The following is a 12,814-nucleotide window of genomic DNA, read 5'->3' on the forward strand; positions in this document are numbered from 1 at the left end:
CCCTACCTCCCACAGCCGCAGCCCCTCCCCGCCCGGCGGGGCCGGCGCCTCCGCCGCGTCCCCGGGCGCGGCCACCCGGTAGAGCAGCAGGCTGAGGGCGGCCCCGGCGGCGTCGGCCTCCCAGGGATCGAAATCGATGTCCGCCGCCGAAAGGTCCGGGGCGAGCGAGGCCACGAAGCTCAGGTACGCCCTCCTCAGCACCTCCGCGCGGTAGGGCCTCACGGCCGCCTCGGCCTCGCCGTCCAGAGGGAAGGCCTGCAGCTCGAGGTCCCCCCAGTCGCTCAGGTCGTGCAGCAGCCACAGGGTGCCGGCCTCGAGGCGGGCGAAGAAGCCGTGGGCCAGGCCCAAACCGGTGGGGCGGGGCCTGGGGAAGGCCACGTACAGCGAGGGCTCGGGCAGCCGCGCCAGCGGCGCCAGCGGGACCATGCCCTCGAAGCACGAGCCCTGCAGGTGCTCATAGGCGTCGGGGTCGAAGCGGTAGACCGTCTGGGAGAGCGCCCAGCCCTCCAGCAGGGCGGCCTCGAGCGGACCCGGGCCGCCGGGGCGGCGGAGGGCCTCGAGGCGGAGCAGGGAGCGGAGTTCCGGCGGCATCCGCCCTTCAGGATACCCGGACTCTGCCGCGGGGCCGGCAACAGAAGGGCCCGGGCGCAGGGCACCCAAGGGAGTCTCTGGCTGCGCCCGGGCTTGTCCCGCTTCGGAACCCCGCCAGTCTAGCGCACGGGGGCGCCCGGGAGCCGCGCACCCGCCACACCGCTGCACCGGCCGCCCGGCCCGGCGCCGGGATCGGCCGATAGCTGCCCGCGGGAGCGCGGGTTAGGATGGGGCCATGCCCTCCCCCAAGCGCCTGCGCGAGTTCTCCTACGAGGAGCTGATGGCCCTCATGGGCGAGGCGATCAAGACCCCCCAGGCGGCCGACGGGCTGCTGAAGGCCATGGGGGAGGAGCCTGGGGACCTTTTTGACCGCTTCAGCCTCGAGCAGCAATTCGACCTGCGCCAGCTGTACGGCGACCTGATCCACCGCCGCGACCAGCCGTGCTGACCCCGCCCGCCTCTACGGCACCGGGCTGCGGCTGTCGGAGGCCTTGAGCCTGACCTACAAGGACGTGACCTACCAGGACGGCATCCCCCACGCCGTGCGGGTGCTGGGCAAGGGCAACAAGGAGCGGGTGGTGGTGCTCTCTCCCACCGCCCAGCGGGCGCTCTTCCAGTGGCTCAAGCACCGCAACCTCGAGGGCCACCCCACCAGCCCCCACCTCTGGAGCTACACCTCGGGGGCTCGCAAGGGGCAGCCCTTCCCGGCGCGCACGGTGCAGGCCATGCTCAAGCGGGTGGCCAAGAAGGCCGGCCTCAAGGAGTGGGCCAAGCTCACCCCCCACAAGCTGCGCCACTCTTACGCCTCGGCGCTGATGGAGGCGGGGCGGGGGATCGACGAGGTGAAGGAGCTGCTGGGGCATGCCTCTATTGCCACCACCCAGATCTACGTGCACGTGAGCCGGAAGCGGCTCGAGGAGGCCGCTAGGGCCCTGCCGGATGTGTTGGGGTAAAAGAGGAATAGATCTGTCTCCTCTGTAGGTTGCTTGCTAGAAAGGCAAATCCTCATCAAGGGGTAACGTGTCTCTGCTCGGCTCTATTGAAGTATCAAGAGGGACAATAGTGCCCAAGAACCTTTCGAATTCATCAAGATCGAGGAATTCTGACAAGTCTTTATTTGGATCAAGGCACACCTCTAGTAGGCTCGAATCACGTATCTTTTCTCCTGCAAAGAGCTCAATTCCTCTAGAACCTGTGGCATAGTCCTCAAGCTCGCCACGGCGAAGGATCCATATATTCTTTTTGTTGAAAAGCTCCTCTAGGAAGCTTAGCAATCGATTCTTTAGGTCTGGTTGGCCATTAAGGACCTCCATGTCGATCTTCCCTGTAGAGTTAGTGATGATCTCGTCCCATAGATTGAAAACCATTTCACGGTTTGACTCACTAGGGTTTTCCCTAAACAACTGCATAGCCTGAATAAAAGCCTTTCGTTGATTCGATGTTTTATCCTTCAGTGTCTTCTCTACCCCCTTCAGCTTGGCGGAGATTTCTGATTGTATGGCCCGGATCTTCTGCGCAAGACGGGAGTAAATGTCTCTGAGAGGGTCTTTATTAGGGAGGAAATCACCGAGTCCCTTAAGGAAAAAGTCAAAATCAGCAAGGATGAGCCAAGGAATTCCTAGGGCCTCAAGAGCATCCGTATAACTTTTAAATGAACCTTTGCCATCTACTCGGATTACCGAGATATTATGTTCGTCCAGTACGCCGTTACTACCCGCCAACTTTTCTGCCACTCGAGGAATCAGATATGCCTCAGCACCTTCGCACAGAATTACCCGGTCTGCGAAGAACATATCCCCGCTGGCGGCACGAAGCATACGCTGCTTTATGCTGCTCCCAAGCCCAGCCAGATCAAGGCTCTTGATCTGTGTTTGGCCATCGATCTTCCTTACCACAGTTATTGAGCTTGCATCGCCAGCTTGGATATATTCGGCACTATGGGTTGTGATGATGACCTGATTTTCCTTCCCTAAAACTTCAGGGGTAACAAATCGGTCCAGTCTTCTCGAGATGGCTCGGCGAGCATGAGGGTGTAGAAAAATCTCGGGCTCCTCTACTACCAGCACAGACGTGTTGCTGTGGTGAGTCTGGCAATAGTAGGAGAAAAGGCCAATGATAACAGCACTCTGGATACCAGCCCCTTTACGGATTATTGGTGCGTCTAGCCCATCGTTGATGTAAACCTGAACCCGCTTGTGGAAGTCTGACGGCGATGTATCAGCAAATTTGAAGGTTACCTGGGTATCTCTAAATCCGATGCGAATTGTTTGCTCTAGATGATTGCTGAAGCCACTATACACCTCGTTACCTATGGCTTCAGCCTCTAAAAATGCAGATGAAAGCCTTTCTTCCAATTTTGGATTGTTAGACCTAGCCTTTTCCCAGGTTTTTGTGATCAGCTTGCCGTACCAGCTCCAGTTTGTGATGCGAAGCTCGGATCCTGGATCGCGGAAGGCTCGAAGAACTGCACTGGTCAGAAAGGCCTGCCTAAACTCGTTTGTGATGCCCCAAACAACATGCCATGCTCCTTTTCCATCTGCGTTATAGTGATAAATAAAGCGGAAGTCTTTAGAATAGCCTTCATCGCTGGATAAATCTTTCGTGACTCTGAATATGAAAGCCATGAAATCGGCTTTTTCGAGCTCATTAACAAGGACTGGAAGTTGTGAGGCCCACAAAGTTTCTTTTTCAGTGCCGCTTCTTAAATCCCCCGGATCAAAGAAGACTCGGTTCTCTTCGATGGTAAGAATACCATCGCTATCGAACTGCAAAGGATTTCCTGTAAATCTCGCAGTGGTTCGATACAGGCGGGAGAGCGAATGGATGGCGCGACGATCCCAATCATTGCCCTTGATGCTACAAAGCACCCAGAACTCGCTTTCTCTTTCTCCTCGTGAGTCGGTGTAAAAGTCGTCGGGCTCGATATCAACGTATGTTGGATATCGCTCACCAAGCACGATGTTCAGCGCATCAACTATATTGCTTTTTCCAGCGTTGTTCTTTCCTACCAGGATGTTCTTTCCCGGCTTTAGCGGTAGATCGGTATAGTAAAGGCTCCGGTATCCTCGAACGATCAGCCTATCGATGAACATGGTCCACCATAGAGTAAAACATTACTGATTAAATCTTGGTTCTGGTTAGACCATGTAACGCCTCCAGGGCATCGGCGATAGCTCTTTCACTCTGCTTAATTACCTCGAGCAGCTCCTCCACACTCCGCGTGTCGGTTTCGGGCCTGGCGTGGGGGTTCACGGCCTTGAGGTCATAGTTCCTGGCCTCGAGCTCAGCCCGGCCCACCGTCCAGCTCCGCTCGGAGTCGGCGCGGGTGGGCAGCAGGCGGAAGAACTCCTCGAAGTGCTCGAGGGTCAGCGGGCTTTTCTTCCCCACCTTCACCCCCGACAGGTCGTAGTACCAGATGCGCTCGGTGGGCCGCCCCTTGGTGAAGAAGAAGATGTTGGTCTTCACGCCGGCCCCGGCGTTGACAAAGGTGCCCGGGGGTAGCGAGAGGATGCACCAGACGTCAGCCTCGTTCAAGAGCTTGCGTTTGGTCTGCACGAAGGCAGTTTCCTGCCGGAAGGACACGCCCTCGTCGAGCACGATGGCGCAACGGCCTCCGCTCTTGAGGGAGTCGATCACGTGCTGAAGGAAGAGCACCTGGGTCGCGCTGGTCTTATAGGCGAAGCGCGCCTGGGCTACCTTGCCTTCTTTACCGCCGAAGGGGGGGTTGGTGAGGATCACGTCGAACTGCGCCGGGGCTCCCTCCCACAATCCCCCGTAGATCTCCTGGCCGGTAAGGGTGTTGCCGTGCCACAGGTTAGGCTTGTCGATGCCGTGGAGCACCAGGTTAGCCAGGGCGATCGGGTAGATCAGGTTTTCCTTCTCGCGCCCGTAAAGCCTCCGGGTTTTGAGGGCCTCGAGCTGCTCCGGCGTGGCGTCGTCCCCCAGCTTCTGCAGCACGTACTCGTAGGCCGTGGCCAGGAAGCCGCCGGTGCCGGCACAGGGGTCATAGATGGTGTCCGCGGGGCCCGGGTCAATGGCCTGCACCATGGCCTTAATCACCTGACGGGGGGTGAAGAACTGGCCCCCGTCGTTGCCCTTCTCCCCCATCTTCAAGAGGAGCCCTTCGTAGACCTGGGAGAGGGCGAAGAGGTGGGTGCTGTCCACCGTTTGCGAGTTGATAAGGTGAACCTTGTCCAGCACGTCCAGGAAATTGCGCTCGGTGTCCACCCGTACCCGATCGACGCCGGACATGATCTCGCTGATCACCTTCTGCCGGGCGGTGGCGTTAGGCTGGTCACGCAAGCCCCTTAGATAGGGCAGCAATTCGCCGTTGACGAAGCCGAAGAAAGCGCCCAAGGCTCCTTCCTCCAGCTCGCGGCGCTTCCAGCCATCAGGGGCGGCCCAGTCCTGCCAGCGGTAGGGGGCCTCGAGGCTGGGGGTGAAGGCCGCCCCCACCGCCTGGCTCTGCTCGGCCTCCAGGGTCTCCAGGTCGTCCAGAACGCGCAAGAACAGGATCCAGGTCAGCTCGGGGACGTACTGCAAGGCCCCGGCGCAGTTGGAGCGGCGCAGGATGTCGCAGATGCTCCACACGTAGGCGCTGAGGCTGGATTGGGTGGTGAAGCGGGGCGTACCGTTTGAGCCGTTCTTGCTGGGCATCAGAGTTCTCCTGAGAACGCGCGGCGTAGGATGGCGGCGGGTAGGGCGCGGATGGCCTCGAGCTGGGCTTCTAGGCCACACACCAGGTGCTTAGTATGAGCGAGCTGGTCATTAAGAGTGGCAATAATCCGCCGTTGCATCTCGAGGTCGGGGTGAAGCAACCTGAACCGCTGTACGACTGGGACATACACGGTTTGGTGCACTGCACCGCTACCAAGCGAGCGGATGTACTCCCTAGAGGCCATAAGCGCATAGGCCAGATACCAAGGCTCCAATTCTGGGCCGCATACCCAGTTCACGAAGTCCTGACTGGTTGCCATAGGTCGCCCCATGACGGTAACAAACCCCACTGATGCGGTGCGGGAGAGCACCACGGTTCCAGCAGGCAGGACGCGGGCCGAAGAGTTTGCAATTCCCTCCGGGTTGGTGTACTCGCGGGTCTGAATCGCGGTTTTCCCATCCAGAGCGCGTATATCTGAAAGAGATATCCAGGGAATATCCCCGCCCCACCACTCTTCACGGCGACGGCTAGGGGTATGTCCGCTCTCTAACCGAGCGAAGTCGGTGAGGAGGGTCCAGCGCCATCCCTTAGGAGCAGGGGCGGTATTTACTGTGATCGGCACTGTAGGGAATGCCGAGCGCAGGCATGCCTCTGGAAGTTTCCGGGCTGCCTCGAGCCCTTCTTCAGCCGCCTTGCGGGCCTTTTCCACCGCCCCCATCTGCTCGGTGAGGATGGCGGCGATGCGGCGTTGGGTCTCGAGGGGAGGTAGGGGGATAGGAAAATTCCTTAGTTCATCCACGGGTAGAGAATCAAAAGTGCTTCCACTGCCCCTTTTGGCTATTTCTGCTTCAAAACGTCTAATGGCCCAAAGAATGAAATCTCGATCTGCCAAGCCCCCTACTCGTATTGCGGCTAAGCCTCTCCCAATACAACACCTTTGATCTGCAATGTTCGTTGGCCCCACAGGCGCACGTACAGAGATAAGGATGTCTCCCGCTTCAGCAGTCTTTTTCGGAGACGTGCACCAGACCGTGGCTACAGGATGCCTTTCCCCAAAGTCAGCTTTTCCCTGAAAAAAGGGAAGTCCTTCAGGGGCTTTCCTATAGGTTGCACTAGGTGGGGATTGTCCTGCAATTACCTCGCTTATCTCCCCCAGCCTCACCCACCGCCACCCCTCGGGCAGCTTAGGGCGGGTTTCGGGTTTTGGGGCTTCAGTTGTCGGACTGCTCATCGTCGCTCCTTAGCTCGGCCTCGAGCTGCTCCACGCTCGGTAGGGCGGCCTCGAGCTCCTTGGGCAGGGCCTCAGCCAGTTGGAAGCTGCTCACGCCCAGGGGCTTGCTTAGGTCGCGCAGCGCGTATTCCACGGTGAGCCTGCGCTTGCTCTTGCACAGGATCAGGCCCAAGGTGGGGCCGTCGGTGGGGTGGCGCAGCAGGTCATCCACCGCCGAGAGGTAGAAGTTCATCTTGCCCGCGTACTCGGGCTTGAACTCGGTCATCTTGAGGTCGATTACCACGTAGCAGCGCAGCTTGAGGTGATAAAACAGCAGGTCGAGGTAGTAGTCCTGGCCATCTACTTCTAGGGGGTACTGGCTGCCCACGAAAGCGAAGCCCACCCCCAGCTCGAGCATGAACCGCTGTAGGTGCTCCAACAGGGCGCGCTCGAGGTGCCGCTCGTTGGCCTCTTTGTGCAGGGTCAGGAAGTCGAAGTTGTAGGGGTCTTTGAGCACCTGCTGGGCCAGGTCGGAACCGGGCGGGGGCAGGGTCTGGGCGAAGTTGGTCAGAGCCCGGCCCTGGCGGTGGTAGAGCCCACTCTCGACCTGCATTTCTAGGATAGCCCGGCTCCAGCCGTTCAGCAGGGCCTGTTCGGCGTACCACAGCCGCTGGGCGGGGTCTTTGAGCTTCTGCAAAAGCACCAGGTTGTGCCCCCAGGGCAATTGCGACACAGGCTGTGCCGCAAACTGCCCCTCGTCCGGGTAGGCCTGGTAGAAGGCCCGCATGCGCTCGAGGTTGCGCTTGGAGAAGCCCTCCACGCCCGGGAATTCCCGCTTGAGGTCGCCGGCCACCCGCTCGACGACCTTCTCGCCCCAGCGCCCCTGGCGCACGGCGGCCTCGAGGTCGTGCCCGATCTGCCAGTAGAGCCCCATCAGCTCCCGGCTCACCGCCAAAGCTGCGCGGGTCTGGGCCTGCCGGATGCGCTCCTTGAGGCTCTGCAAGAAGGCGGGGTAGTCCTGGGGTAAGAGCTCGCTCACAGAACTCCTTTCGTGGATGCTCCGCATCTCGCCTCGCCACGGCGAGGCGACGCGGAGAGGAAACGAAAGCCGCTCGCAGAGCGGTACTTCCTCCAAAACATGGCTCCTGGTACACTGGTTTCATGCCCAGGGCAGAAACCGTCGTGCTCAAGCTGCGCCCCCCCGGCAGGGCCAAGCGGGCCTGGCTCGACCGGACCGCCGAACTCTTCCGCCAGGGGACGCAGCTCGGGCTTGACGCTGCGCTGGGCATGGCTACGAGCAGCCGGGCGAAGATACACACCGCCACCTACGCCTCCATTCGCGCCCTGGGCCTGCCCTCCGACTACTGCCGCATGGCGGTCAACCAGGCCGTACAGCTCGCGAGGAGCCACTTCGGGCTGCGCAAGAGCAAGCAGCAGGCGGGGAAGCCTACGGCGGTGCGTAGCCAGGGGATTGGGCTGGGGACTAACGCCTACAAGGTGGTTGGAACCGCCCTTCGGCTTTCGACCGGGGTGCAAGGTGTTTACATCTGGCTCCCCCTTTGTGTCCCGCAGCATTGGCGGGACAGGTTGCAGTACGTCCGTGGTGATGCCCGGCTGTTCAGGCGGGGTGATGAGTGGTTCGTCATGCTGCCCCTCAAAATGCCCAATACTCCAACCGTCCGTGACGGCAACGGCGAGACCGTTATCGGAGTAGACCTGGGCATTGTTCGGTTGGCGACAGCCAAGCATCCCAACGGCGTCTTTATCGCCAACGGGAAAGCCATTCGCCATACACGCGAAGGCTACGCCTCCCTCCGCCGCCGCTACCAGCGCCACCGTCGCCTTGACCGGGTGCGGGCCATGAAGGGCAAGGAGCGGCGCTGGATGACCGACCTCAACCACAAGGTCAGCCGAGGGCTCGTAGACCTCGCGGCCCGGTACCCCAATCCGGTACTGGCTTTCGAGAAGCTGGACGGGATACGCGACAGGATACGGGGCAGCAAACGCTTCAACCGCATGGTGGCGAGCTGGGCCTTCAGGCAACTGGCCGACTTCGTGCTGTACAAGGCTGAGAGGGCGGGGGTGCGGGTTATCTTCGTTGACCCCCGCAAGACCAGCCGCACCTGCCCGAAGTGCGGTCATGCCACCCGAGCCAACCGAACCACGCAGGCCGACTTCCGGTGTGTGGCCTGCGGCTACCAGGGCAACGCCGACGTGGTAGCTTCCCTCAACATCGCTGGCGTAGCGGCTGGACTGCTGCGCCAAGGGCCGCCTGACACGGCCCGACCGAGCGCCGCGCCACGGTGCGGCGCAGGTCAGGCTGCTCCCGCTGGGGAGCGGCTGGATGGAGTAAAGGTGTGGGCTTCGGTCCATGCAGACTCCAACCTTGAAAGCTCCGTGTAGGAGCCCCCGTTCTTCAGAACGGGGAGGATGTCAGGCCTCGAACATCCTCTCCTTGGTCTGGCGCAGCACCTCACGTGGCTCCCCTAGCTCCTTCAGGGCCGGCAGCCCCCCGGCCCGCACCACCTCGGGCACGTTGAAGATCTGCGGGCTCTCCAGGGCCTCGGTGCCGGAGCGGCTGAACTGGTTGGCGATGGCCAGCACGGTGGCGGCGGTGCGCCGGGGCATGGTTCCCATCCAGTCCCGGTGCTTGTAGCTGAACGCCCCGGCCCGCTGAAGGCGGGTCAGGGGGTTCATGCCGTAGCCCAGCGCGGCGAGCACGTCGTAGAGGTCGTAATCGGTCATCTCCTCCACCACCTGCACCACCTTGGGGCTGTAGCCCGAGCGCACCAGATGGTCCACCAACTGCCGGCGCTCGTCGGGGTGGACCCAGGCCCGCCGGAAGTGCTCAAGGTCGGGGGCGGCCTGGACCAGCCGCTCCGAGAGGCGCTCCTTGTACTCCTCGACAGGGATGAGCTTTTCCTGCCCGTCCACCTGGGCCACCACCAGCCGCCCGGCGGGCCGGACCAGCACACTGACCCCCTCCACCTGGGGGATGGGCTGTGGCGGAGGCTGCGGGTTATCGGGGCCAGGGCCTTCCTCATCCCCAGGTTCCCCCTCCTTGGAGCCCTCAGGCCGCGTGTAGCGGGTCAGGAAGGCCTCGCCGAACAGCCGGCTGGCGTCGGTGTAGTCGTAGACCCGGAACATCAGCTTGTCACTGGCGAGGTCGATCCGGGTCCCCCGGCCCACCATCTGGTAGAAGGAGATAGGGCTTTGCACGTAACGGAAGAAGACCACGTTCCTCAGGCAGGGCACGTCCACCCCGGTGGTCAGGAGGTCCACGGTGGTAGCGACGAAATGGCTGTTGCTAGAGCCCCGGAGGTCGGCCAACTGGTCGTTGCCCCCGCTGGCCGCGGTGCACTTGAAGGCGTAGTACTCCTTGGGGGCCTGGCCGTTCTCCCGGCACCATTCGGCGTAGAGGTTGCCCATCTCCCGGGCCACGGCCTGGGCGTGGGCGTCGCGCACGCAGAAGATCACCGTCTTCTGCTCTGGCCCCCCGGTCTCCAGCAGCCGCTGGAAGAGGTCGGCGCACATGGCCTTGACCCGGTCGGGGAGCATGATGCGGTCCTCGAAGCTGGTCTTCTCGTAAAGCTCCTCCAGCTCCTCGCGGCTTAAGGGCCGGCCGGTGATGGCGTCCACGGGTTTGAGCGCCAGGATCTGATCGATGCTCAGCCCGGTCTCGTCGATGTCCACCTGGGCCCGCACCACCTCGCAGGCGGCCAGATAGCCGTCCTCGATGCCCTGTGCGAGGTCGTACTCGTAGACCGGCTCCCCGAAGTGGCGGATGTTGTCGGCGGTGATGGCCTCGTCCTCGAGGGCCCCTGCGGTCTTCTCCGGGAGCTTGAGCTGCCGGGGGGTGGCGGTCAGGCCGATCTGCACCGCGTCCGGGTTCCTCAGGAGCACTTGGCTCCACTTGCCCCAGGCGCTGCGGTGGCACTCGTCGATGATGATGTGGCTGAAGTAGTTCTCGGGGTAGTGCTCGAGCAAGAAGTTGGCCGTACCGTCCTCGTTGCCTACATCCAGGGTCTGGTAGGTCGCGATGTGGATGCGAGCGTTCTTGGCGTGGTTGCTGCCGTCGGGGTTGCGTTTGACCTCGGCGGCATCGGTCCCGAAGACGTTGGTGAAGGCGGCGAGGGCCTGCTGCCGCAGCTCGTCCCGGTCGCAGATGAACAGTGCCCGGCGCAGTTGTCCTGCGTCGGCGACGCGCTTCAGAAGCTGCACGGCGATGAAGGTCTTCCCTGCTCCGGTCGCCAGGGTGAGCAAGGCCCGGCCCGGCTTCTCCTGGGTGGCGTCCCTGGCCAGCTTCTCCAAGGTGGCGCGGATGGCGGCATCCTGGTAGTAGCGCCGGGTGCCTTCTCCCCCCGGATACCGCACCAGAAGGGGGCGGGCCGCCGGGCTGTCCAGACGGAAGCCCATCATGGCCTCGTAGCGCGCCCGGAGCTCCTCCGGGGTGGGGAACTCGCTCATGGGACGAGGATCGGAGGTCAGGCCGGTGCTCCGGTCGAACATGACCCAGAAGTACCCGTTGGACGAGAACACGAAGGGCACGTTCAGCCGTTTGGAGTCGGCGTAGAGCCGGGCCTGCTCGAGGCCGTGGTCGGGGGGAAGCTGGTTCTTCTTCGCCTCCAGCAGGGCCACCGCGACGGGCTGGGCGTCCGGCGTCACCCGCACGCGGAGGGTGTAGTCGGTCCGGCCCCGGCGGCGTTTGCCCCGGCCGTCCACGATGTCGATCGCCCCCGCGGTCTCCTCCCGGCGGATGTGGGCTTCGGTCCACCCGCGCAGGCGTAGCGCGGGATCGATGAGCTTCGAGCGGGTGTCGGACTCGGATAAGCGCTCGTCGCGGTAGTCGGAGTCGGGCGGAAACATAGTTGGCAGCTTTATTTACCGAGGCGCTTCTGGATTGCCTGCTGTAGCTCTGTGTCGGAATTGAGCTGTGCTAGTAACGCTCGCAATACCTCACGCGACCTCCGCCCGGCGTACGTGGAGCAGGTCGCCCTCCTCCACCGCCCGCACTTCCTCGGGGGCGAGGGTGAGCACCCCCAGGGTGTGGCCGGTGAGGGTGGCGAACTCCACCTCGTAGCCCTCACCCTCCCCCCAGACGTGCACCACCGTGCCCACATCCCCGGCCTCGAGGCCGAGTTCCGGCTTGTCCACCCGGAGCACCACGCTGTCCAGCTCGCGGATCATCCTCTTCCTCCCTCCGCGGGATAGGCCGTGACCAGCCGCGCCCGGGCGTACCGCGTAGCGGTCCCAACGGGAATCTGCCCACGGGTGCGCGGCTCCGCCCCCCCGCAGCCCTCCCCGACCCACACGCTCACCACGCGGGCGCTGCCCCGTGGACCCAAGTGAAGCCGCTCCGGCGGCCCGGCGATGCCGGTACTCAGGAGCTTCCCCCGAGCGGCCCACTTGAGGCCGAAGGGGGTGGCCTCCTCCTGCACCTCAGGGGTCACGCGGGCCTGGAGCTTGAGGGCCTCCGCCAGGTCCAGGGGGTTCTCGGCGGTGAAGCCCAGCGCCGCGAAGAACCGGGCCTTGTGCCGGCCCACGGGGTGGGTGGGGGAGAGCAGGTAGTCGGTGAGCTTCCGCAAGGGCACCTCCAGCTCCATCCCGGCCAGGGGGTTCACCGCTTTCCCCCGGAGGCGGCCGTCCTCACGGCTTGGCCTCCTTCTCCTTCATGCGGTCGAAGGCCTCGAGGGCCTCCTTCCCGCCCAGCAGCCGGGCGGCCTCCTCGCGGGGCACCCGCCAGGTTCGCCCTACCCGCACGCCCCGGATCTCGCCCCCTCGCAGGCGCTTGCGGATGGCCTCCTCGCTGACCTTGAGGGTCCGGGCCAGCTCCTCCACGGTGTAGTAGAGCCCCACGGGCGCATCTTACCCAACCGGGCAAACAGGGGCAAGCTGAGGTCAGTAATTGCTGATTGCAGTAACTACTGATTTCAGTAAATACTGAGTACAGGAAATACTGCGTTCAGTAACGCAGTAGATCAGCAAACCAGTGATGCGGCAAGCGATGGAATGGAGGTACCAATGGCGTTCGTGGGCAGACAGCAGGAAGGGCGTGCACTCCTCCTTTCGGTGCGCGCCGGGCGCGGGGTGGTGCTGGCGGCCCCGCCGGGCTACGGCAAGAGCGCCCTGCTCGAGGAGGTGCGCCCCGCCCTCGAGGCCTGGAGCGCGGTGGTCTGGTGCGACAAGCTCGCGCCCTTCGGGGCCTTCCTCAAGGACCTCTTCCGGGGGCTGAGGTAGGGGTCCCCCCAGGCCACCACGGGGCACAGCGCGCTCAGCGGGGCCAGCGCCGGCGCGGCCCCCGCCAGGGGCAGCCGGTAAAGCCGGCGGGCGGCGGCCTCGAGGAGGGGAAGGGGGGG

The 12,814-nt window shown here is 63.1% G+C and carries 12 protein-coding genes and 1 pseudogene; 4 read left to right on the forward strand and 9 right to left on the reverse strand.

Annotated features, from left to right (window positions below; all coding sequences use genetic code 11):
• Window positions 1-591: AcrVA2 family anti-CRISPR protein (locus tag Mhypo_RS15035; protein ID WP_476738597.1), on the reverse strand; the 591-nt coding region annotated here is incomplete at its 3' end.
• A gap of 235 nt (window positions 592-826) precedes the next feature.
• Here Mhypo_RS15035 and Mhypo_RS15040 point away from each other — a divergent pair.
• Together Mhypo_RS15040 and Mhypo_RS15045 are read left to right on the forward strand one after the other, a co-directional pair.
• A complete protein-coding gene (locus Mhypo_RS15040; RefSeq protein WP_119342097.1) occupies window positions 827-1,039 on the forward strand; it encodes a hypothetical protein in 213 nt (70 codons plus the stop codon).
• Window positions 1,040-1,061: 22 nt separating this feature from the next.
• Window positions 1,062-1,544 (forward strand): annotated as a pseudogene (locus Mhypo_RS15045) (tyrosine-type recombinase/integrase); the annotation flags it as partial.
• Window positions 1,545-1,580: 36 nt separating this feature from the next.
• Here Mhypo_RS15045 and Mhypo_RS15050 read toward each other — a convergent pair.
• Genes Mhypo_RS15050 through Mhypo_RS15065 form a run of 4 tightly spaced genes read right to left on the reverse strand, consistent with a single transcriptional unit; the run spans window position 1,581 to window position 7,497 of the window.
• Entirely contained in the window at window positions 1,581-3,683 is a 2,103-nt protein-coding gene (locus Mhypo_RS15050; RefSeq protein ID WP_119342098.1) for an ATP-dependent nuclease, read from the reverse strand.
• Between the two features lie 28 nt (window positions 3,684-3,711).
• Window positions 3,712-5,247 carry a class I SAM-dependent DNA methyltransferase gene (locus Mhypo_RS15055; protein ID WP_119342099.1) on the reverse strand — a complete coding sequence of 512 codons (1,536 nt, stop codon included), beginning with the start codon at window positions 5,245-5,247 and terminating at the stop codon, window positions 3,712-3,714.
• A complete protein-coding gene (locus tag Mhypo_RS15060) occupies window positions 5,247-6,479 on the reverse strand; it encodes a restriction endonuclease subunit S (RefSeq protein ID WP_119342100.1) in 1,233 nt (410 codons plus the stop codon). Before Mhypo_RS15060 ends, Mhypo_RS15055 begins: the two co-directional genes overlap by 1 nt.
• Window positions 6,460-7,497, reverse strand: a complete 1,038-nt coding sequence (locus Mhypo_RS15065; protein ID WP_206074936.1) for a PDDEXK nuclease domain-containing protein — start codon at window positions 7,495-7,497, stop codon at window positions 6,460-6,462. The genes Mhypo_RS15060 and Mhypo_RS15065 overlap by 20 nt, the downstream gene beginning before the upstream one ends.
• Window positions 7,498-7,619: 122 nt before the next feature.
• Between Mhypo_RS15065 and Mhypo_RS15070 the strand changes: the two genes are divergently transcribed.
• Entirely contained in the window at window positions 7,620-8,861 is a 1,242-nt protein-coding gene (locus Mhypo_RS15070) for an RNA-guided endonuclease InsQ/TnpB family protein (RefSeq protein ID WP_027887999.1), read from the forward strand.
• A gap of 30 nt (window positions 8,862-8,891) precedes the next feature.
• Here the strand turns inward: Mhypo_RS15070 and Mhypo_RS15075 are convergent, their stop codons facing one another.
• The 4 genes from Mhypo_RS15075 to Mhypo_RS15090 all read right to left on the reverse strand — a co-directional run bounded on the left by Mhypo_RS15075 (window position 8,892) and on the right by Mhypo_RS15090 (window position 12,314).
• Entirely contained in the window at window positions 8,892-11,324 is a 2,433-nt protein-coding gene (locus Mhypo_RS15075) for a DEAD/DEAH box helicase family protein (RefSeq protein ID WP_051349825.1), read from the reverse strand.
• Window positions 11,325-11,414: 90 nt separating this feature from the next.
• The gene (locus Mhypo_RS15080; RefSeq protein WP_027883466.1) at window positions 11,415-11,645 is read right to left on the reverse strand and encodes a DUF4926 domain-containing protein; all 231 of its coding nucleotides are present in this window, start codon (window positions 11,643-11,645) and stop codon (window positions 11,415-11,417) included.
• Window positions 11,642-12,079: a DUF6883 domain-containing protein gene (locus Mhypo_RS15085; RefSeq protein ID WP_036197014.1), complete on the reverse strand. Its 438-nt coding sequence runs from the start codon at window positions 12,077-12,079 to the stop codon at window positions 11,642-11,644. Before Mhypo_RS15085 ends, Mhypo_RS15080 begins: the two co-directional genes overlap by 4 nt.
• Before the next feature lie 25 nt (window positions 12,080-12,104).
• Window positions 12,105-12,314: a helix-turn-helix domain-containing protein gene (locus Mhypo_RS15090; RefSeq protein WP_018466043.1), complete on the reverse strand. Its 210-nt coding sequence runs from the start codon at window positions 12,312-12,314 to the stop codon at window positions 12,105-12,107.
• Window positions 12,315-12,479: 165 nt separating this feature from the next.
• Here Mhypo_RS15090 and Mhypo_RS15095 point away from each other — a divergent pair, with 165 nt between their 5' ends.
• Window positions 12,480-12,695 (forward strand): AAA family ATPase, encoded by a 216-nt coding sequence (locus Mhypo_RS15095; RefSeq protein ID WP_051304278.1) that lies wholly within the window; start codon window positions 12,480-12,482, stop codon window positions 12,693-12,695.
• Window positions 12,696-12,814: the final 119 nt, after the last annotated feature.

The sequence above is a fragment of the Meiothermus hypogaeus genome (assembly GCF_003574035.1).
GTDB classification, from domain to species: Bacteria; Deinococcota; Deinococci; order Deinococcales; family Thermaceae; genus Meiothermus; species Meiothermus hypogaeus.